We start from the raw sequence: 23,067 nt of genomic DNA, 5'->3' as shown, positions 1-23,067 counted from the left end.
TATGCATAAACTTGCATAACTAAACTCCTTTTTATAGTATTGTATTATAATTGATGTAAACCTCGGGCTGGAACCTCCCGTTATGATCAGTTATTAACAACTAACTAAATACCATGAATAAAAAATTACTCTTATTCTGTTCAGGAGTGATGCTATCTACCAGTTTATGGGCACAGACCAAAACGATTACAGGTAAGGTGACGAATGCCTCGGATGGTGGGTCTATGGCTAATGTTACAGTAAGCATCAAAGGTAAGCCTGTCAGCACGCAAACTAACCCGGATGGAAGTTTTACGATTAAAGCCGAGCCAGGAGATATTTTAATTTTCCGGGCAGTTGGGTCTAAAGAAAAACAGCAGCTTGTGGGGTCAGATGCGACCGTTAATATTTCACTTTCTGGAAGTGAGGAAGCGCTGGAAGAGGTGGTTGTGACAGCGATGGGGATTAAGAAAGAGAAGAAAGCGTTAGGTTATGCAGTTCAAGATATCAAGGCCGATGAATTGATGAAGAATAAGAATCCCAATGTTATTAATTCATTGAATGGAAAGATTGCTGGGGTAAACGTGACCAATTCTGGTGGAGCGCCAGGAGCATCAGCTAATATCGTAATTCGGGGAGGGACATCACTAGAGCGCGATAACCAGCCTCTTTTTGTGATCGATGGAATTCCAATGGATAATTCTACTGGGCAAGGGGATAATTCTGCTTTTGATGGTAACCAAAGTATTTCCACAACTAATGGGAATAGAGCATTAGATATCAATCCTGAGGACATTGAGTCGATGTCCGTTTTGAAGGGGCCAGCGGCGGCGGCGTTGTATGGCTTACGAGCAGCGGCGGGAGCTATTGTAATTACAACTAAAAAAGGTCAAGAAGGAACAACAACGGTTGGTATCAATTCAAGATTCGGATTAAATTGGGTTAACAAGTTGCCTGAGCAACAGTCAAAATTTAAAAAGGGGTCTTATTATAATGGGTCTTTTATAGATGAAACGATCGAATCTTGGGGTGATCCTTTTGCTTCGGGCGAAAATGTATATAACAATATGAAGGATTTTTATCAAACAGCGCATATGTTTGATAATTCTTTCAATGTTTCAGGAGGAAATGCTAAAGGGAATTTTTATTTATCTGGCTCAAACCTATATCAATCAGGAGTCGTGCCGACAACCGATTTTAAAAGATCGACGATTCGATTTAATGGAGAACAGAAGCTAGGGATTTTTACTTTTGGAGCAAATGCTTCATATTCAAATAGTAATACCAGAAAAACATTGACTGGTTCTGGTCTTTGGGGGGCAGGTGGTGCAGGTTATATGGAAGGTGTTTTAATATGGCCTCGAAACTACGATATGCATGACTATCTGAATGCGGATGGGACAAACAAATATCTTTTACCCAATTTGGAGCCGGAAAATAATACGGATAATCCCTATTGGACTATTAATAAAAATCCCCAATCTGATAAAACTGACCGTTTGTTAGGTAGCGTTTATACCAATGTTAAGGTAACTGATTGGTTCGATATTACGTATAGGCTTGGTATAGATAATTATACCAGTCAATTTAATTCCATGTTATATCCTGGTTCGAGTGTTAAAATTGCTTGGCAAAACGGTATGATGTCTAATACGGATAAGAAATACCAATATCTAAATAGCAATTTGATGTTGAACTTTAAAAAACAGATCAATGACTGGGATTTTAATTTATTGTTAGGGCAAACCGCTGAAGATTGGAAGACGAAATCGACCTCATTACGCGCTGAAAACTTTGTTTTGAAAGGATTTGAAAGTTTGAACAATGCAGATCATGCGGATCAGTATTTTAACCAAAATTTTACGAACAGAAGGCTAATGGGAATTTATGGTGATTTGAGAGTTGGCTATAAAGGTATAGCTTATATAAGTGCGACGGGTCGTAACGACTGGGCATCAACATTGCCAAAAAATAATCGTTCATTTTTCTATCCTTCAGTTTCAGGAAGCTTAATTTTTACAGAATTATTTGAGAAAAACGATATCTTAAGTTATGGTAAAATTCGCTCTTCATGGGCTTCGGTAGGTAAAGATACCAATCCTTATGTGACGAATACGTATCTATTTGGGCCTGAACTTACCATTGGGGGTGGATTCAGAAATAATTGGACAAGAGGTAATGATCAATTGATTCCAGAAAAAACAAACTCATTTGAGGTTGGTACCGATTTGAAGTTCATGAAAAACCGTTTAGGCTTGGAATTTACATATTATAATACGTTGTCCAAAAATCAGATCCTTCAGCCGCGTGTTTCCAACGCTACTGGCTATATTCTTAGCTATTATAATATAGGTGAATTGGAGAATAAGGGTTTTGAATTGTCTTTGTCTGGTTCTCCAATAAAAAATGAGAATTTTGAATGGTCTACGATGCTAAACCTGTCTCATAATAATGGAAGGGTAAAAGATTTATTACAGGGATTGGATATTTTATATGTAACCGATGTACAGGTAGGTACGGGTAAAGCGGCTTCATATAATAACGGAGATTTTATGGCAATAAGTGGCTCCAAGTGGCAGACAGATGAGCAGGGGAACTTGTTGCTCGACTACAATACAGGGATGCCTTTGACTTCTACCTCGACAACAACTTATATCGGGAACAGAGAGCCTGACTTTATTGGAGGTTTTAATAATAGCTTTAAGTATAAAAATTGGGATCTGAACTTCCTTTTTGATTTTAGGAAAGGTGGGGACGTTTACAATGCGAGTGAGTATTTAATGACTGTGAATGGTATGAGTAAGGTAACAGAAAATAGAGGTGAAACGATTCATTTCTCTGGTGTGTCATTAAATCCGAATACAAAACAATACGAGCATATTGAAAGGGATGTAATTGCATCGGAAGCGTATTATAAAGATGTATATGCAAAGCATACCCCAAATTTTGTGCAAAATGTGAATTGGTTTCGCTTACGTTCGGCTTCGTTAACTTATACGCTTCCAAAGGATGTTTTGACGAGATCTAAATATATTAGAGGGGCATCGTTTACGTTGACTGGATCTAATCTATGGCTGTTGACAAATTATAAGGGGGTTGATCCTGAAACGAGTGCTGCTGGGGCGGGAGTAACTGGCTCGGGATCGGTTGGAATCGACTATGCGGGTGTCCCCTCTACAGCAGGATTTACATTTGGTGTTAATCTAAAATTCTAGTGAAATGAAAAAAATTGTATATATAATTTCCGCTGGCGCATTGATGTTATCGTCATGTAGCAAATGGTTGGATGTTAATGATAATCCTAATACAGCCAATTCAACAGTTCCGGCTGCTGACCAGCGTTTACCATCTATTTTAGCTCAATTTGCAGATGCCTATGAAAGTGGTGGGACAAGAGCTGCACATATTACACAGCAACTGGCCAATGTCTATAGTGGCTCGGCTAGAAATTATAATTTGTCACGTTGGTTTTCTGATGCTTCTGCTGCGAACTGGCCTTGGCAGGCTTGGTACGTTAATACGGCTGTTAACTTGAAGCCAATGGAGGTTGCTGCGGAAAAAGTTGGGGCTTACCATTATATTGGGGTAGGTAAAATTATGAAAGCCTGGGGTTTTGGATTTATAGCGGACTTTTATGGTTTGGCTCCTTATAAAGATTTTGATAAAGCGGATAACATTACGCCGAGTTTTGATGATGCAGAATACATTTATAGTCAAATTATACCCTTGTTGGATGAGGCTATCATTGATTTAAATAAAACACAGGGACCGGCTGCACCCGCTCTGTCAAAAGGAGATACCTACAACGGTGGAGATGTAAGTAAATGGATCAAGTTAGCCTATGGCCTAAAAGCCAGGTTTTTGTCACACTTAAATAAAAAATCTACTTATAACCCTGAGGCGGTTTTGGAGGCTTTAGGAAAAGCGGCAAAAACAGCAGCAGAATCAACAGTTTATCAATATGTTGATGATCCGGATGTTTCTTCAGATAATACAGATAAGGCAGCTCTACAATATGTGAATACTTCTGCGTCTACAAGAGTAACACAGCTTTACATTAACTATATTACCAATAATTATACAGGAGCTCCAAGTGGGAATAACAATATGTTGGATCCCCGCTATGCTTTGCTGATCCCCCAATCTCAGGAAAAAGATGGAAGCTTTAGATTCACTAAAGGAGTAGATATGAGTTCGAATATAGTATTATCTGGACCAGCTTCATATACGTATACTGAAAAGACTAATTCTTTCACAAATAAAGATTCTATTTATATTGCTCTACGAGAGAGTAAAGCGACCAACGGACGTGTTTTGTCAACAGGTACTTGGTACAATCATAAAGGCTCGAAGGGGTTATTTGTGACTGCTGCAGAAATGAAATTTATTGAAGCGGAAATTCGGTTGAGAAAAGGACAGAAGGACTTGGCGTTGCAGGCTTATAAAGACGGTATTAAGATACACATGGAGTTGATGGGGGTTGGAAATCAAGAAATTTCAAGGTTTTTAAATAGCTCGTCCGTTGTGCAGGATGTTGGTAAATTAACAATGAGTCATGTTATGATTCAGAAGTATATAGCATTATCTTATTCTCCAGAGCAATGGGTGGATATGCGCAGGATGGATTACTGTACCGATGCAAATGGAAATTATAACGAGCAGTCGGGGATTTATAAAGGATTTAAACGAGTGCCTCATGTATATACTCAATCTTATCCAAATGTAACGGATTGGCCACGCCGTTTTGCTATGGCCAGTTACGAACTGAATTTTAATAAGGCCCAGTTGATAAAAGCTGCGCCTACTGCTGAACTTCCTACTTATTTGAATGAACCCGTTTGGTGGGATAAAAAGTAAAAAGAGATAAATGTTTTTAAGGCTTGAAGGTTTCTTCAAGCCTTTTTACTGGCTCTATATTCATTGGCTTAAATTTTTAAAATTGTTAGATTTGTACGATGAGATGTTTTTTATTGTTTATTCACTGTCTGTTTACAACAGTCTTGCTTGCTCAATCACCCAAGATTGTTCAAAAACCGATCACCTGGAATCAGGAGCGTATCCAACTATCGCTGGATTATCTGAAAAATAGGCACGGCTTAAATCAATCTACGCCGACAATACGACCGAGGATGATTGTCGTGCATTGGACAGCAAATAATAGTGTAAAAGCAACATTCAATACGTTCAATCCTGTGAAATTGCCAGGGAGGCCAGAATTAACGAAAGCCAGTGCACTCAATGTCTCTTCCCAGTTTGTGATCGACCGTGATGGAACGATCTATCAATTTCTGCCCGATACTATATTTGCCCGACATACCATTGGTCTTAATTATTGTGCAATCGGTATTGAAAATATAGGTAGTCGGCAGAACCCTTTAACGGATGCCCAATTGAAAGCAAATGAAGAACTGATCCGTTATCTTAGCAAAAAATACGCTATTGAATATGTGATCGGCCACCATGAATATCAACGCTTCAAAAAAACTTCGTGGTGGAAGGAAACTGATCCAAAATATATCACAGGGAAAGATGATCCGGGGGATAAATTTATGAACTCCTTAAGAGGTCATTTGGTTGAACTAAAACTCAAACCCCTACCTTAATCCGGTATATTTTGATATACTAACCGGTGGCATTATCTGGCTGCCCAGCTTTTTTTGTTGTCCCCAATTTTCAAAACTCTGTTCTCTTGTCAATATTGGGTCTTCACAAGGCATAATTTTTTTGCATGTTTGCTTTGTTTTGCTGTATTGTTAATGAGATGTTAAAACGTAGCATTACTATTTTCTGTTTTTTGCTGGCTTTACTGTTCTCTATCAAATTCAATCCTATTTCGATAATTATTAGGCTTTAAAGCGGGTTTTTGTTCATTTTGCCTATATTGTAGGGCGTGTTTTTGTTTCTATTTGTAAGTGAATACTTACTTTCTTTTGCGTTTTTATAAGTTATTTTGTTTTAAAAACGAAAACTTCTACTTACTTTTATTCTGATTTTCAATTATTCGTGCATAAAAATGCAATTTATGCACGAGCAAATAGTCTATTTATGATGAAATATGCCTTACTAAAATTAGCCTTTGTACTATCTGTTGTTACCACTATCTCTTGCGGAAATTCACTGAAAGCAAGACGGCTAAATACAAAAAATAGCGATACGCTATCAATAAGCAAGAAAAGCATGATCGCCCCGGGGGCTGACCAGCTGTCTTTGTATCTGCCACAGTTAAAAGGTAAGAAAGTTGGGGTTATGGGCAATCAGACTTCAATTGTGGGGAGTGACAAACGGCATCTGGTAGATGTTTTGCTTGAAAATAAAGTTGATCTGAAGTTTGCTTTTGCACCGGAGCACGGTTTTCGCGGTAACGTAGAACGCGGGGAGAAATTTGGTAACGATGTTGATCAAAAAACAGGCCTGCCTTTATTTACCCTGTACGGGGGAAATAAAAAACAGGATTCGATTGTCAATTCTATTGATGTTATGATTTTTGATTTGCAGGACGTCGGAGCACGTTTCTACACCTATATTACTTCTTTGCACCGGGTGATGGAATTATGTGCAAAGCATAATAAAAAATTGATTGTCTTGGATCGCCCCAACCCTAACGGTGATCAGGTGGATGGACCTGTGCGGCATGACGATAAATTTAAGTCTGATGTTTCATGGCATAAAATCGCGATGATTCACGGTTTGACCATAGGTGAACTCGCGCAGATGATCAATGGTGAAAAATGGCTTGAAAATGGGCGTCAGGCTGAACTACAAATCGTAAAAGTTCAAAATTGGGATCATAAAAAGATGTACAATCTGCCGGTCATTCCCTCGCCGAGTTTGCCAAACCAGCTATCTGTGCGTTTGTATCTCTCCTTATGTTTGTTTGAAGGAACAGATATTTCGGTGGGACGCGGTACAGATTGGCCTTTCCAAGTGTTGGGTTATACAAATCCTGTGTATGGCTCTTTTGTGTTTACGCCGGGTGAACGTCATGGTATGTCAAAACATGTGGAGGGGAAAGGTGCTAAAAATTACGGTATTGATCTGAGGGAGCTGAATCCTGATAGTCAAAAATTTACTTTAAAATATTTACTCGACTTTTATAACAAGACGCCGGATAAGGCGACATTTTTCGCTAGGCCTGAATTTTTTGACAAGCTTGCCGGAACAGATCAATTGCGTAAGCAGATCATAGCCGGAATGTCTGAGGCGCAAATCAGGGCTTCCTGGGCGGATGATTTAAATGCTTATAAAAGTATGCGTAAAAAATATCTGCTGTATGCTGATTTTGAATAATTTATAATAAGTCATGCGAACGAATAACTAACAATATTAACTAGATCATTTATTTTTAAAACTCTATAATCAATGAGAAAATTTGTACTATTTTCTGTTGCTCTTGGATTGAGTTTTCCTTCGGAATCCTATTCTTTTACAAAGAAAGAAGGTTCTTTGAATAGCACTAAATTGACGGGTGCACTTCTGAACTCTTCCGCTAAAAGTATGGTGCAAAATACAGTACAAGGTACTGTGACAGATGGAAAAGGTCCAGTCTCAGAAGTGAGCGTTTCTGTAATAGGCGGAAGTGCATCTACCAAAACCGATGCGCAGGGGCATTTCAAGATTACAGCTGCTGTGGGAAGCAAACTGCGTTTTTCTTCCATTGGATATGTTGCGCAAGATGTCACTGTTACCTCGAATACCCTTAATGTGACATTGGTTGAGGATAATCAATCGTTGGAAGAGGTTGTGGTGGTAGGTTATGGTACCCAAAAGAAGGGAAATTTAACTGGTGCCGTTGCTTCTATTAATATTAAAGAAACAATGCAGGGGCGGCCAATTGCTGATGCTGGTCGGGCAATGCAGGGGAGTACACCTGGTTTGAGTATTACAATACCTAATGGCGAGGTTGGTTCTGATCCTACTATTAAAATCAGGGGACAAATAGGATCAATTAATGGATCTAGTAATCCATTGATCTTATTGGATAACGTTGAGATACCAAGTATCAATGTTGTTAATCCAGATGATATCGAATCAATTACTGTTTTAAAAGATGCTGCCGCTTCTTCCATCTATGGTGCTAAGGCGGCGTTTGGTGTTGTTCTGATAACGACAAAACAAGGCGCAAAATCTGAAAGCAATACGATCAGCTATTCTAATAATTTTTCTTTTCAGAACCCATTCAAGAAATATGAAATGGGGACTGTAGATGCTTTGAGATATTCCTTGGATGCTGGAAAACGAGAAGGAAACAATTTTGTTGGTGCATTTTATAAAATCAACGAAGAGAGCTATAAAAGGGCTGTTGAATGGCAAGAAAAATATGGTGCAACCATTGGTAAGGAGGATCCGACGTTATATGGCCGTGATTGGTACTTTGATCCTGCAACAGGATATAAATATGGCGTTAGGACTTATGATCCATTTGATTATATGATTCGTGAATGGGCACCGACACAGCAGCATAATTTATCGCTATCCGGAAAATCTGGTAAAACAGGGTATAATGTAGGGTTGGGGATGCTTAATCAGTCTGGTATGTTAAAAACAAATACCGATCAATTTTCTCGTTATAATGCGTCGGTAAGAGTTACAAGCGAGTTGAACAAGTATATTACAGCGCGTGCGGGTGCCATTTATTCACGTACGAATAAGCAGTATCCATATGCAACAAATTCAACTACGGCTGACCCATGGCTTTATATGTACCGATGGAGTTCATTGTACCCATACGGAAATGATGGCGACGGCGATCCAATCCGTAGCCCGGCCTATGAGACAGGCGCGGCAAATGTAGCGAGTCAAGTAAAGAACTACATGAATTTCAACGCGGGTGCCACAGTAAACTTTATGGATAACTGGAAGCTCGATTTTGATTATACACTCTCAAATCAAGAAATGCTCTGGAACCAGCCAGGAACCCGTTTTACAGCCGGTAATTCATGGGGTGCTCCAGTGAAAAAGTTAGATGCTGCCGGAAATCAAAGGTATGTGGATGGCTCAGGTAACTACGTGGATGCTTCTGCTGAAGGTGCTGTGCCTGCATATGACTTAGATTATTTTACATATACAGCGTCAGGGGCTAATCCAGACCATTACCGTAGGGACAATTCTAATATCCTTCGTCATACGATCAACGCTTTTACGACCTATAATTTAAATCTTGAAGATGATCATGATTTTAAATTTATGTTGGGTCTCAACCGCATTGCGGAGAAAACAGAAAATTCTTGGACTCAAGTTACTAAGTTGCTTGATATTAAGAATCCGCAATTAACCTTTGGTTCAGGGACTGTGACTGGATCGGGTGCGAAATTTTGGGAATCACAAATAGGATTTTTTGGTCGTGTGAATTACGCTTATAAAGACAAGTATCTTTTTGAGGCTAATTTACGCAGAGATGGATCTTCTAAATTCCCGACAAATCTAAGATGGAAGTGGTATCCGTCGGTTTCTGCGGGGTGGGTCGTATCGCAAGAGTCTTTTATGGACTGGTCTAGCGATTTCATGAACCAATTGAAAATCCGGGGATCTTGGGGTAGCATTGGTGATCAATCTGTTTCCAATGCGCTATATACTAGCTTTATGGAGAATTCCCAGTCAACATGGATAGGTAATGCAGGGGATAGGAATTGGTTTGTCGGCTCTCCGGCCGCAGTTTTATCCGCTATCGGTTGGCAAGACATCGCGACATTAGATGTAGGATTTGATGCGCGTTTGTTTAAAAATAAGCTCGGCTTTGTGTTCGATTGGTATCAGCGGGATACAAAGAATATGATTGTGCCAATGGAAGGTGTTGCGCCTACATTTGGTTCTAAAGCCCCGATGGGTAATTTTGGAGCGTTGCGTACACGCGGATGGGAGTTTGCTGTCGATTTTAATCATCGATTTGAAAATGGCTTAGGTATCAACTTGCGTGCTAATATTTCTGATGCGAAGTCTGTAATCACGGAGTACGGAACAACAACGATTGTTACTGAAAACTATAGTGGTAAGACCTATGGTGAGATTTGGGGATATGAAACAGATCGTCTGTATCAAAATAGCGATTTCGTCTATAATGGAAATGAATTAGTTACCACGGTTATAGATGGTAAGACAATGAATAAGTTGTCGGATCCGAATGGAGCTTATCAAAGCTGGGTGCAAAATTCCGCTACATTCCGCTTTGGCCCAGGCGATGTTAAATTCAAGGATCTGAACGGAGATGGTAAGATTGATAATGGTAAGAAAACGTTGGCGGATCATGGTGATTTGAAAGTTATTGGTAATTCAACACCGCGATATGAGTATGGTTTTAGATTGGGCGCCGATTTTAAAGGATTTGATGTTTCGGCATTCTTTCAGGGGGTAGGTAGTAGACAGGTTTGGGGAACAGGTTTCTTAGCTCAGGCAGGATTCAATTCTTCAGATGGAGCTATGCCAGCGGTAATGTCTTCAAACTATTGGACCAAAGATCGTACAGATGCTTTTTATCCTGCTCCTTTTAATAACGGTGGAACAAATGATATCAATAATATGCAGATTCAGAGTCGTTATTTGCTGGATATGTCTTATCTACGGGTGAAGAATCTGACACTTGGTTACACGGTTCCGGCAGGCACATTAAAACGAATCGGTATCAGTAATCTGAGAGTTTACACTGCGTTGGAAAATTTCTTTACTTGGGATAAGTTGAAGGGGTTACCAATTGATCCGGAGGCCGTGGACGGCGTGAATATGTTTGTTGATGTGCTAAAAAATAATTACAACGGTGGCCGTACGGGGGTTGGGACGCCTACCTTTAAGTCGGCGTCTGTAGGTGTTCAATTGACATTCTAATTGAAAATTATCATGAAAATAAAAGCAAAATTTATATATATATTATTAGGGGCTTCAATGGGATTGGCGAGCTGTAATAGTTTGTTGGATCGTCCTGCTCTCGATAAAATTACGGATGGGCAGGGGCTTTACTGGCGAGATGAAAATGATCTCAGGCTGTTTGCAAATGGATTTTATACGCAATATTTTAATGGTTATAATAGTTCGTATACGACGGATTACACGCCCGTTAGAGGATATACACTCTCAGATGATTTAACTTTTAGTGGTCAGCAGACTAGTTTTGAAAACGCTATTCCAGATTCAAGATATTCTGTTGCAGAAGCAGGAGATTGGCTGAGTGGTTATGCAGGGCCAAACTGGAATTTTTCCTGGGTGCGTAAGTCTAATATTTTTTTGGATCGGCTGGAGAATATGGCTAAGCCTAATTTAACGCCAGAACAATACAATCACTGGACGGCTGTGGCTCGTTTTTTCAAGGGTTTTGAATATGCGCGTTTAGTTTCTGTTTTTGGGGATGTGCCTTATTTTGAGAAAGAAATACCTGCGGCTGATTTTGATACACAGTATAAAGATCGTACGAATCGCGGGGAGGTGATGGATCACGTTTATGATGATTTTGTGTTTGTGCTGCAAAATATGCGAAATGACGATGGTGTGAACGTGTTGAATAAATATGTAGCAGCCTCTTTTATTTCCCGTCTTATGCTGTTTGAAGGATCTTGGCAAAAATACCATGGTTTGGATCAGGCGAAGGCAAAAAAATATTTAGAATTAGCTCAAAGTGCCGCTGATATTGTAATGAATTCGGGTAAATTTTCATTTGCTTCAGACTTTAAAAGCTTATTTTCTTCACAGGATTTGAATAGCAATAAAGAAGTGATTCTTTATCGTAAATATGATGCTTCTGTCAATGTATTTCACGCAATAGGATCTTATCAAAATGGTATTGAAGCACAAGCAACAGCTCCAAACTTGAATTTGGTTAAGGAATTTATTTGTGTTGATAGTAAGCCATTTGGTTCGTCAGCTGTAGAGAATGCTTCAGATTTCTCCCTGGCAAATCTGGCCAAGACACGTGATCCTAGGTTTGAGGCTTCATTTGATACTGACCTAAATTCAAAGGCTTCTACTTTTGTATACGGAACGAAGTATGTTGCGCGGAATGGGTATAAAATTCCGAGCGCAAATCCAGATTATTCTAAATGGAACTCCAATACAAATACTTCTGATGCTCCTGTTATACGATATGCGGAGGTCGTGTTGAACTGGTTGGAAGCGAAACAGATTTTAGCAGAATTTTTTGGGGGATCCCCAGTAAGCCAGTCGGACATTGATAAGTCAATTAATGCAATCCGTAATAGGCCTTTGGATGAAACAGCTTTAGCAAAAGGAGTGAAAAAGACTGCGGCCCTGCAGTTGGGAGCTATCGCAAATGACCCTCTGCGTGATGGAGATGTGTCGCCATTGATGTGGGAGATCCGTCGTGAACGCCGGATGGAGTTTGTTTTCGAGTATTCGCGTTTAATGGATCTTAGAAGATGGAAGAAATTGAACTATATGGATTTTTCAAAAAATACGGATTACTTCACGGGTATTTGGGTTGATGTTGCAAAACAAGCACCAGATTTTTTGAAACCAAATTATATCAATGTTACTAAGGTTAGGAAGGCCGATGGTACTGTTGTAACGTACAATGGTTCGAATGCTGCTGAAATGGTTGGTTTTATCGTAGTTCAAAACGCTTCAAACAGAAATGCGATTTTGGATAAGAATTATTTAGCTCCTGTAGGCCAGGCGCAGATGGTTGAATATGAGCAACGTGGTTATAAATTAACCCAAACGAAGGGTTGGTAATTTAATTTTTAGCAATAAAAAGCCTTGTCTAACTTTTAGACAAGGCTTTTTATTGACGTCAGTGTTTTTATAGTGCCAAAATTAACATGCATAAAAATGCGTTTAAATTTTATATTTATGCACAAAAACGCTATTTTTAAGAAAACTATATCGATGAAACCGAAGTTAATTGCTTTTATAGGTGCGTTATTATGCATTTTCAATCTATCCGTTGCGCAGTCTTTTAAATTTGCCCATGTTACCGATACGCATGTCGGTGGTGCAACAGGAGCAGACGATCTGCGACATACTGTAAAAGATTTAAATGCTTTGAAAGATATTGATTTTGTTATCCTTTCGGGAGATATTACCGAATTTGGAGCTGATCAGGAACTGAAATTGGCAAAGCAGATTTTAGATAGTTTGCAGCTGCCTTGGTATGTAATCCCGGGCAATCACGATGGAAACTGGTCCGAAAATGGGGCGAATACTTTTCGTACCGTCTTTGGCGGCGAAACGTTTTTCTTTAGACATAAAGGTTATCAATTTATAGGGACAAACTCCGGCCCAAATATGCGCATGAGCCCGGGGCAGATACCGCGTGAAAATCTAGTTTGGATGGATTCTATCTTTGCTGCGAACCCAGACCGGCAAACACCCTTAATTTATATTAACCATTATCCACAGGACTCCTCACTGAACAATTGGTTTGATGCATTGAAGCGGGTCAAAACGCGCAATGTGCAATTGGCTCTCTGTGGCCATGGACATGCAAATAAGGCTTACGACTGGGAAGGGATTCCGGGTGTGATGGGAAGATCCAATCTAAGGGCAAATAAACCTGTCGGTGGCTATAATATTGTTACCATCGGTGATGGTAAGGCTATTTATCAGGAGCGCAATCCGGGAATTGGTACACAAGAAAAACCTTGGTTAGAAGTACCTTTGATCGACCATCACTTTAGCCAGGAAACGGCAACTTATCCGCGGCCGAGTTATGCAGTCAATGAGAAGTATGCGAATGTTGTCCGCGTGAACTGGACTTTTGAAGATGCAAGTGACATTGGCGCTGGGCTGACAATCTATAAAGACAAGGTTGTGACCTCCAATACGGCAGGTGATATTTTTGCACTAGACCTTAAATCGGGAAAAAAGTTATGGTCTTATCGTACCGGAGGAAAGGTATATTCCACACCGGCGGTCTGGAAGGGAATCGTTGTTGCGGGATCTTCGGATCACTTTATTTATGCCGTTAACGCGGAAAATGGCAAACTCCTCTGGAAGCTGCAGACAGACAAGGCTGTATTGGGTTCGCCCCTGCTGCATGATGGTGTCGCTTTTATCGGCGGTTCGGATGGCAAATTCAGAGCCTTGGATATTAAAACTGGAACATTGAAATGGAGTTTTGATCAGGTCAAGGGATTTGTGTCGACTTTGCCGACCTATTATTTAGGAAATGTGATCTTCGGTTCCTGGGGAAATGGATTTTATGCATTGGATGCAAAAACTGGAAAACTATCCTGGGAATGGAATAATGGACATGCCAATCGCATGTTTTCGGCGGCCGCCTGTAATCCTGTTGGGGTAAATAACCGCGTATTTATTGTTGCTCCGGATCGGTTTATGACTGCATTGAATGCAAATAATGGTACTGTAATCTGGCGGGAAAAGAAGGATACGATACGTGTGCGGGAATCTATAGGATTGGCAGTAAATAAGAAACAGGTCTATGTGAAAACAATGGACGGCGATTTGCTGGGGATCTCTTCATCGGGGGACAAAATGGAAGTGATTTGGAAAGCTAAACTAAAATTGCCCTATGAACTGACACCGTCGGCGATAAAAACAAATCGTAAACTGGTGTTTGTGCCGAGTCATTCGGGTTTGCTTTCTGCTGTGGATGCAAAAACAGGCGCAGTTATGTGGCAATATAAAATTTCCAATGGCATGGTTAATCCTGTTGCAGTATGCGGTAATAATGAGGTAGTTGCCAGTACGATGGATGGAAAAATAGTTTCTTTACGATTTTAAACAACCGATTGAGTAGATTTTATTAAAAATAAAATGCCTTATTATGATAAAAGAATGTCTAAACTTCTTAAATTTACGTCAAGCTTTTTTGCTTGTTTTTGCATGTTTTGTTTGTAACTTTGCGGAAGCACAGCAAAATGCTTGGATTCGAATCAACCAATTAGGCTATACTCCGACAGGTAAAAAGGTCGCTGTATGGGGCGGGAAATCAATCAGGCAGCTTCGTTCTTTTGAGGTTAAAGATGCAAAAACAGGTAAAACAGTATTAGTTCAACCTGTTGGGAAAGATTATGGTAGCTATGGTCCTTTTGTGCAGAGTTTTCGATTTGATTTTTCGGCATTAAGGGATACGGGCCGTTTTTTTATCCAATTAGGGGAGGTCAGGTCACCTTATTTTAGGGTAGCTCCGGACGTCTATGCGGGGGCAGCGGACTTTGTGTTGCGGTATATGCGCCAGCAACGGACATTATTCAATCCTTTTTTAAAAGACAGTTGTCATACACACGACGGCTTTACATTGTATGCCAGTAAAGTCGGTATAGCAGATAGTTCGCATATTGATGCGGGGGGTGGCTGGCATGATGCTTCTGATTATTTGCAATATGCGACAACCTCGGCAAATGCGACATTTCATCTGCTAGCTGCTTATCGTGACTTTCCAAAGGTATTTGCTGATCAAAAGCTAGCAAATGGCTTAGATGGAAAGAATGGACGTGCCGATGTATTGGATGAAGCTAAATGGGGACTCGACTGGTTGTTGAAGATGCATCCAAAGGCAGATCAGATGTATAATCAGATTGCGGATGATCGTGATCATGCCAGTATGCGCATGCCCAAGGAGGATCCTTACTATGGCCGTGGGTTTGAACGCCCAGTGTATTTTATAGATGGGGAGCCACAACAAAGGGGCAAGTTTATGAATAACACTACAGGGACAAGCTCTACAGCGGGGAAATTTAGCAGTGCTTTCCGTTTGGGATCTGTACTTTTTGGGAAAGAGGATAAAAAATATGCAAAATTGCTGTCGCAGAAAGCTGAGACCGCATATGCATATGCACATATAAAACCTGGGGTGACACAGACGGTCTCGGTCAAATCACCGTATATCTATGCCGAAGACAATTGGGTGGATGATATGCAACTGGCGGCGGCAATGGGATTTTCGGTAACAAAGAAACACAAGTTTGCCGAGGAGGCCATGCAGTATGCCAGACAGGAAAAAATAACACCATGGATGATAACCGATACGGCTGCGCATTATCAGTGGTATCCCTTTATCAATTTGGGACATTATGAATTGGCTAAAAGATTAAAAGGGCAAGATCGCGAGGAGATTGTCTCATATTATAAACAGGGTATTGAAGAGGTAAATAAGCGAGCTGTCGAAAATGCATTTTTAAGAGGGGTTCCTTTTATCTGGTGCAGTAATAATCTAACCGCTTCGTTCGCCATACAATGCCTTTGGTATAAGGAGTTGACAGGGGATAATCAGTTTGATGAACTGGAACAGGCTAATTTTGACTGGCTCTTTGGTGCCAACCCCTGGGGGACAAGTATGGTGTATGGGCTTCCATCTTGGGGCGATACGCCGAAGGATCCGCATTCTGCTTTTACCTATCTGGGTAAGCATCCGATTGACGGTGGACTGGTGGATGGTCCGATCATGGCATCTACCTATCGGAACCTGATCGGTATTAAGCTGAATAACCCCGATAGCTATGCTGATTTTCAGAGTGACCTTGCCGTTTATCATGATGATTATGGTGACTATAGCACCAATGAGCCTACCATGGATGGAACGGCTTCATTGATCTACTTGCTGGCCGCTAAAGAAGGGAAGGCTTTGGAGGAGCCTGCGGGAAAAAAGTAACCCGAGATGTCTTTGGGGCTATTGTCCGCGGCGATTCTACAGTGAAAAAGGTGGCTCTGGTTTTTACGGGGCACGATTTATCGGAGGGAACGCCTACGGTTTTGAATAGCTTGAAGCAACATCATGTGAAGGGGAATTTTTTCTTAACAGGAGATTATCTGCGGAAGGCAGCTTTCAAACCTTATATCCGGCAGATGTTGAAAGACGGACATGTGGTGTCTGGGCATTCCAATAAGCATCTTCTGGTCAGTGATTGGGGGAGCAGGGATGAGCTGTTGGTCAGCCGGGATTCGTTCCTGCTGGATTTAAAGACTAATTTGAAAGAGTTGGCATTTTCGGGGATCGATATCGGTCAACTGCGTTATTATATTCCTTCTTATGAATGGTATAATCATCAGACGGTAGCATGGGCAGAAGAAATAGGGCTGTTTTCAATCAATTATACTCCAGGAATACGGACGGCTGCAGATTATACCTACCCAGAAATGGGGAAACGTTATTTATCTTCAGCTGAGATTTTAGAGGGGCTTTGGGCTTATGAAAGAAAGTCTGGTTTAAATGGCTTTATCATACTGATCCATATGGGAACAGACGATAGACGGAAAGATAAGCTTTATCATCATTTGAATGATATAATTAACATATTAAAGAAGAAAGGATATCAAATCGTTGATATACCTAGTTTATTGAATTAAGGAATACAATATATATTATTAAGAATGGTTAATACAACGGAGAAAGATTCGAATTATCAGGATTTGGACAAGATGTCTGTTCATGAATTATTGACTAATATCAATAACGAGGATAAATCTGTGCCACTAGCTGTTGAAAGGTCTATTCCTCAGATCGAAGCATTGGTTAAGATTACTGTGGAAAGAATGAAAGCGGGTGGTCGGACTTTCTATATCGGAGCCGGTACAAGTGGCCGGCTTGGAGTCTTAGATGCATCTGAATTGCCTCCGACTTATGGTGTGCCATTTGAGTGGATCATCGGTCTGATTGCCGGCGGAGATACAGCAATCCGTAAGGCAGTTGAATTTGCAGAGGACGATCTAGAGCAGGCATGGAAAGATATGGAAGCTTATGATATTGATGAGAATGATGTTGTGATCGGTATCGCTGCTTCAGGAACAACGCCTTATGTCATTGGTGGTCTGAAGACTGCAAACGAAAAAGGATTGGTGACCGGGTGTATTGTGTGTAATGGCGGTTCTCCGATTGCTGAAATTGCACAATATCCTGTAGAAGTTATTGTTGGACCTGAATTTGTGACCGGCTCTACACGTATGAAATCCGGTACAGCACAGAAGCTGGTATTAAATATGTTCAGTACTGCGGTAATGATTCAGCTGGGGCGTGTGAAGGGGAATAAAATGGTCGATATGCAATTGTCAAACCACAAGTTGGTAGGTCGTGGCGTACGCATTATTATGGACCAGACCGGAGCGACAGAGGAGGATGCAGCTGCTTTGCTGGAACAATTTGGTAATGTAAGGCAGGCAATCGAAGCTTACCAGGCTACTCATTAACAATCGCATCACAATCACCTATTAAAAACAAACTATGTCACCAGTTATATTATTATCCTTTATTGTGATCTATTTTGCGGTCTTGCTTGCAGTGGCGCACTTTACCTCAAAAGGATCTTCCGACAATTCTACTTTCTTTGTCGCCAACCGAAATTCAAAATGGTATATGGTCGCCTTTGGTATGATCGGTACTGCTCTTTCCGGTGTGACCTTTATCTCTGTTCCAGGCGCTGTGGGTGCATCCGAATTCAGTTATTTTCAGTTTGTGCTCGGAAATGCAGTCGGATTCGTCATTATTGCTTATGTATTGCTTCCGCTTTACTACCGAATGAACCTGACTTCCATTTACACTTATCTGGAAGAACGTTTTGGGCATACAACGTATAAAACCGGTGCTGCCATCTTTTTGATTTCCCGTACCATCGGTTCGGCTTTTCGTTTGTACTTGGTCGCCATTGTCCTGCAGCACTTTATTTTTGATGCCTGGAATGTGCCTTTCGCGATCACAGTTGTGATCTGTTTAGTACTTATCTGGATGTATACCAATAAGGGGGGGCTAAAGACAATCATTGTAACAGATACCCTACAGACGACCTTTTTAGTAACAGCTGTTATCCTTTCGATCTATTTTATGGCTAAGGGATTGGATTTCGGGATTGTGGATACATTCGAAGCAGTCAAGGAAAGTAGCTATTCCAAAATCTTTTTTTGGGATGATTTTGTGGGGAGCAAAGCAAACTTTTGGAAACAGTTCCTGGGCGGAATTTTTGTGACGATTGCCATGACAGGACTTGATCAGGATCTGATGCAAAAGAATCTGTCCATGGGGACAATCAAAGAAGCACAAAAGAATATGATTACATTCACAAGTGTATTTGTGGTGATCAATATTTTCTTTTTAGCAGTGGGAGCGCTGTTATATATCTATGCAGCAAAAAATGGTATTGATGTGTCGAAGTTGGCAACCCGCGATTACCTCTATCCAGAAATCGCACTGAACCACCTAGCCATCGTTCCGGCGATTATCTTTATGATGGGACTGACTGCAGCGACATTTGCGACCACGGATAGTGCCTTGACAGCATTGACCACTTCGTTCTGTGTGGATTTTCTAAACTTCAATAAAAAGGAAAATCCCAATGACCCCGTTCTTGTCAAAAAGCGTAATTATGTACACTTTGGGTTTTCGATTGTTATGCTGCTGGTGATACTCGTGTTTAAGCTGATCAATGATGATTCGGTGGTGAATGCGATATTTACAGCGGCGAGCTATACATACGGTCCGTTGTTGGGATTGTTTGTTTTTGGAATTTTTACAAAATCTGCAGTCCGGGACAAAGCCGTACCTTATATCTGTGTGCTTTCACCAACCTTATTGTATTTACTGAAGACCTATGTGATCGAGGTGTATACGCCTTATGTGATCGGGCTGGACCTGATTATCATTAATGGTTTTATTACTTTTGTGATGCTTTTGATCAGCTCTCCAGGTAAAGCAACTGAAAAGGCGCTTTCGCATAATTAGCTGCTATATTTGATTTGTACGTACAAAAAAATTAAGTTAAGTTTGAGATACTTAGTTTTTTTGTACGTATGTATCATAGCATAAATGAGACTACGGAATTTATCCGTAGAAAAATTGGAGATTTTACGCCAGAATTCGGTATCATCCTGGGTACTGGACTGGGTAAGCTGGTTGATGAAATGGAGGTTCAATACCAGTTGATGTATTCCAATATTCCTAATTTCCCTATCTCTACAGTAGAATTTCATTCCGGTAAATTGATTTTTGGGAAACTGAATGGTAAGAATGTGGTTGCCATGCAGGGAAGACTCCACTATTATGAGGGATACGATATGCAGCAGATTACTTTTCCTATCCGGATCATGAAAGTGCTGGGTGTCAAGAAACTGTTTGTGTCTAATGCGGCAGGTTCCCTTAATCCGGAGGTTCGAAACGGTGATCTTGGCATTATCGAGGATCATATCAATCTCTTGCCTGATAATCCCCTACGTGGGCAGAACCTTGCCGAATTTGGCCCTCGTTTTCCGGATATGAGCGAGCCGTATAATCGCACAATGATTGAACAGGCGCTGGAAATAGCATCAAAGCATGGTATTACAGCGCGAAAGGTGGTATATGTTTCCTCGCCGGGTCCTAATCTGGAAACAAAAGCTGAGTACCGATTCATGCGAATTATTGGCGGGGATGTCGTGGGCATGAGTACAGTTCCGGAGGTGATTGTTGCCAATCATATGGCTCTTCCGGTGTTCGCGATCTCTGTTGTTACGGATGAGGGATTTCACGATAAGCTAAAACCCGTGTCTTTGCAGGAAATCGTCGCTGTCGCTGAGAAAGCGGAGCCTAAGATGACATTAATTTTGAAAGAATTGATAGCTTTGCAGTAAATTTAGACTATATACAATTTTTAGATGAAGTTGATCGTACGCGTATTAGCCGCAATTTGTGTCTTACTTGTTTGTTCCAGGAGCGTTGTTGCACAAAGCAAAGAGGAGTGGAGCAGTGCATTGGATTCGGCGAGAGCCAAAGAAGATGGGAAAAAAGATTCGGTAATCCTGTCTGCAAAATATATCCGTTATGCTACGTTGGATATGCTTAAAAAGGGGACTTATACGAGGCAGATAGATACTTCACATCGTAATTATCAATATTACAATCCTCAAAATTTACCCTGGAACCCCAGTGTGAACTTAGGGTCATATGGTCTGGCTACACGGGATTTATTATTTCAGCCCAAAAAGACAATTGGATTTCAGTCCGGGTTCACTGCATTGGAACGTTATTTATTGAATCCTGACTCTGTCCAATATTTTAGAGCCCGAGCGCGTTATTCCGAACTATCAGCTGTGGGATTCTTTTTTGATGATCAGGTTTTTAGGGCGCGCGTATCGCAGAACATCAATTCGCAATGGAATATGAATGTTGACTTCCATTCAACGAAAACAGATGGATATTATCTTAACCAGAATTATTCTGATCTGAAGGCATCGATTGCGTCTTGGTATGAATCTAAAAATAACCGTTACAACTTATTGATCAATGCGGTTTTTAACCGCTTGGATGCAATGGAGAATGGATCTATCGTGGAGGATAGACCTTTTGCCCCCGAAAATATACAGTCTCCGGATCGGTTTCCTGTGAAATTTCAGGATGCTAGTAATACGACTGTGCCCAGATCAAAATGGTGGGACAATTCGCTATTCCTGCGTCAGTCACTCTATGTCGGCCGGATTGATACTGTAGATAAGGGAAAGCCGACCATGCAGATCTATCCAACGAACAGCATGGCGCATAACACCCGCATAAGAAGGCAGACCTATAGCTTTTTCAAGAACATGAACGACCGGGCTGCTGCGTTACCAATCACGAATAATACATTTGCGCTTAATAATGATAAGACAGGTATTACGAATGTTTCGAATGAGTTTGAGTATAACTTTTTTCTGCGTGGCAAGTCAATCTTTAAAAACGAGGCCAAATTAAATCTGGCCTTTCAACATGATATGAACTGGGTGGAGCAGAGCCAGGTAGATTCATTGCGTTACTATAGCAATCAGGGAGCTTATCCTGAGCCACTTAAGAAATTGCCGGATAGTACAACATTTGACCGTTTCTATCAAAATGGAATTGTCAAGGGAGAGCTGGGCTACAAATTTTCAGATCGGTTGGATTTCAGTTTAAAAGCGAACCAGATTGTTTTTGGACATAATATAGGCGATTTTCTCTATGAAGCAAAAGCGGATATTTCGATGGGCGATAAAATCGGGAAAGTGACTCTTTCTGCCTATTCGCAGAATAAATCTCCTGAAATGGTTTTTGAGAACCTGAATTATACCTATGGTAATTGGAACGATCTGGGTTTAAAAAAGACAAAAATTCAAAATTTAGCTTTCCAATATCGTAACCCTACATTGGGCTTTAACGGAAAAGTTGAGTATTTTTTGCTGAACAACTATACCTATTTTGAAGAACTGCCAAATCCGCAAAACGACCGTAGGAAGGACAAATGGATTAATCCGGCGCAATTGGATAACGCCAATATGTTAAAAGTGAGTGTGGGACAGAAATTCAAACTCAACCATTTTACACTTGACAACCTGGTGGTCTATCAAAAGACGGACCAGCAGAATATATTGGCAATTCCTGAGGTTTATACCTGGCACAGTCTCTATTATAGCAATCTCTTTTATAAAGTTATCGATTATAGTATAGGTATTGACGCTAAATTTAATACACCTTATGCCAATCCAAATTATTCAATAGGAACAGGACAGTTTTATAATGCCTATCAACAGATCGAGTTTTCTACTTATCCGATTATGGATTTATGGATCACTGCAAATATACAGCGGGTCAATATGTTTTTAAGTTATAATTTCTTAAATCAGAATTTTTATCCGAAAGGTTATTATACTGTGCGACGTTATCCAATGAATACGGCTAACTTTAGATTTGGTATTTCGTGGAAGTTCTATGACTAATTGTCGCGAAAATTATGTGGGTGTTTTTTAGCTTGTTGCGGTTTTAAATGTAGAAAATCTTTGCAAATAATTTTGAGAATAGAATTTTTAAGCTATATTTGCACACGCAATTAGGGAACGGCGTTCTTTAAAAAGTATGGAGGCTTAGCTCAGCTGGTTCAGAGCATCTGCCTTACAAGCAGAGGGTCACTGGTTCGAATCCAGTAGCCTCCACCATACAAAGTCGGAGAATTAGCTCAGCTGGTTCAGAGCATCTGCCTTACAAGCAGAGGGTCACTGGTTCGAATCCAGTATTCTCCACCAATCCAAACGGAGGCTTAGCTCAGCTGGTTCAGAGCATCTGCCTTACAAGCAGAGGGTCACTGGTTCGAATCCAGTAGCCTCCACAAAAGCATCATCAACTGGTGCTTTTTTTTCGTTAGGGGGTTTAGCTCAGCTGGTTTAGAGCACTACCTCGACAAGGTAGGGGTCACTGGTTCGAACCCAGTAATCCCCACAATA

13 protein-coding genes and 4 tRNA genes are annotated in these 23,067 nt (G+C 40.6%); all 17 read left to right on the top strand.

Annotated features, from left to right (window positions below; all coding sequences use genetic code 11):
* The first annotated feature begins 113 nt into the window (after window positions 1-113).
* Window positions 114-3,194 carry a SusC/RagA family TonB-linked outer membrane protein gene (locus tag ABDW32_RS10885; RefSeq protein ID WP_343562271.1) on the top strand — a complete coding sequence of 1,027 codons (3,081 nt, stop codon included), beginning with the start codon at window positions 114-116 and terminating at the stop codon, window positions 3,192-3,194.
* A 4-nt stretch (window positions 3,195-3,198) separates the two neighbouring features.
* Window positions 3,199-4,836 (top strand): SusD/RagB family nutrient-binding outer membrane lipoprotein, encoded by a 1,638-nt coding sequence (locus ABDW32_RS10880; protein ID WP_343562269.1) that lies wholly within the window; start codon window positions 3,199-3,201, stop codon window positions 4,834-4,836.
* 98 nt (window positions 4,837-4,934) lie between these two features.
* On the top strand, window positions 4,935-5,582 hold the full coding sequence (locus tag ABDW32_RS10875) for a peptidoglycan recognition family protein (RefSeq protein WP_343562267.1): 648 nt from the start codon (window positions 4,935-4,937) through the stop codon (window positions 5,580-5,582).
* A 442-nt stretch (window positions 5,583-6,024) separates the two neighbouring features.
* A complete protein-coding gene (locus ABDW32_RS10870; RefSeq protein WP_343562265.1) occupies window positions 6,025-7,266 on the top strand; it encodes a DUF1343 domain-containing protein in 1,242 nt (413 codons plus the stop codon).
* A 72-nt stretch (window positions 7,267-7,338) separates the two neighbouring features.
* Complete coding sequence (locus tag ABDW32_RS10865; RefSeq protein WP_343562262.1) at window positions 7,339-10,794, top strand: TonB-dependent receptor; 3,456 nt, start codon at window positions 7,339-7,341, stop codon at window positions 10,792-10,794.
* 12 nt (window positions 10,795-10,806) lie between these two features.
* Window positions 10,807-12,651, top strand: a complete 1,845-nt coding sequence (locus tag ABDW32_RS10860; protein ID WP_343562260.1) for a RagB/SusD family nutrient uptake outer membrane protein — start codon at window positions 10,807-10,809, stop codon at window positions 12,649-12,651.
* Between the two features lie 153 nt (window positions 12,652-12,804).
* The gene (locus tag ABDW32_RS10855) at window positions 12,805-14,661 is read left to right on the top strand and encodes a PQQ-binding-like beta-propeller repeat protein (protein WP_343562258.1); all 1,857 of its coding nucleotides are present in this window, start codon (window positions 12,805-12,807) and stop codon (window positions 14,659-14,661) included.
* 43 nt (window positions 14,662-14,704) lie between these two features.
* Complete coding sequence (locus ABDW32_RS10850; RefSeq protein ID WP_343562256.1) at window positions 14,705-16,531, top strand: glycoside hydrolase family 9 protein; 1,827 nt, start codon at window positions 14,705-14,707, stop codon at window positions 16,529-16,531.
* Between the two features lie 41 nt (window positions 16,532-16,572).
* Entirely contained in the window at window positions 16,573-17,226 is a 654-nt protein-coding gene (locus ABDW32_RS10845; protein WP_343562254.1) for a polysaccharide deacetylase family protein, read from the top strand.
* 24 nt (window positions 17,227-17,250) lie between these two features.
* Complete coding sequence (gene murQ, locus ABDW32_RS10840) at window positions 17,251-18,063, top strand: N-acetylmuramic acid 6-phosphate etherase (RefSeq protein ID WP_343562252.1); 813 nt, start codon at window positions 17,251-17,253, stop codon at window positions 18,061-18,063.
* Between the two features lie 34 nt (window positions 18,064-18,097).
* Window positions 18,098-19,588: a sodium:solute symporter gene (locus tag ABDW32_RS10835; protein WP_343562250.1), complete on the top strand. Its 1,491-nt coding sequence runs from the start codon at window positions 18,098-18,100 to the stop codon at window positions 19,586-19,588.
* Window positions 19,589-19,656: 68 nt separating this feature from the next.
* The gene (locus ABDW32_RS10830) at window positions 19,657-20,472 is read left to right on the top strand and encodes a purine-nucleoside phosphorylase (protein WP_343562249.1); all 816 of its coding nucleotides are present in this window, start codon (window positions 19,657-19,659) and stop codon (window positions 20,470-20,472) included.
* A 24-nt stretch (window positions 20,473-20,496) separates the two neighbouring features.
* Window positions 20,497-22,566 (top strand): putative porin, encoded by a 2,070-nt coding sequence (locus ABDW32_RS10825; protein ID WP_343562247.1) that lies wholly within the window; start codon window positions 20,497-20,499, stop codon window positions 22,564-22,566.
* Between the two features lie 138 nt (window positions 22,567-22,704).
* A tRNA-Val gene (locus ABDW32_RS10820) sits at window positions 22,705-22,782 on the top strand.
* A gap of 9 nt (window positions 22,783-22,791) precedes the next feature.
* Window positions 22,792-22,869 (top strand) — tRNA-Val (locus tag ABDW32_RS10815).
* An 8-nt stretch (window positions 22,870-22,877) separates the two neighbouring features.
* Window positions 22,878-22,952, top strand: a tRNA-Val gene (locus ABDW32_RS10810).
* A 35-nt stretch (window positions 22,953-22,987) separates the two neighbouring features.
* Window positions 22,988-23,062: transfer RNA gene (locus tag ABDW32_RS10805), tRNA-Val, on the top strand.
* Window positions 23,063-23,067 lie beyond the last annotated feature (5 nt).

It is taken from the genome of Sphingobacterium sp., from assembly GCF_039596235.1.
GTDB lineage: Bacteria > Bacteroidota > Bacteroidia > Sphingobacteriales > Sphingobacteriaceae > Sphingobacterium.
This window is presented reverse-complemented; position numbering and strand designations above follow the sequence as displayed.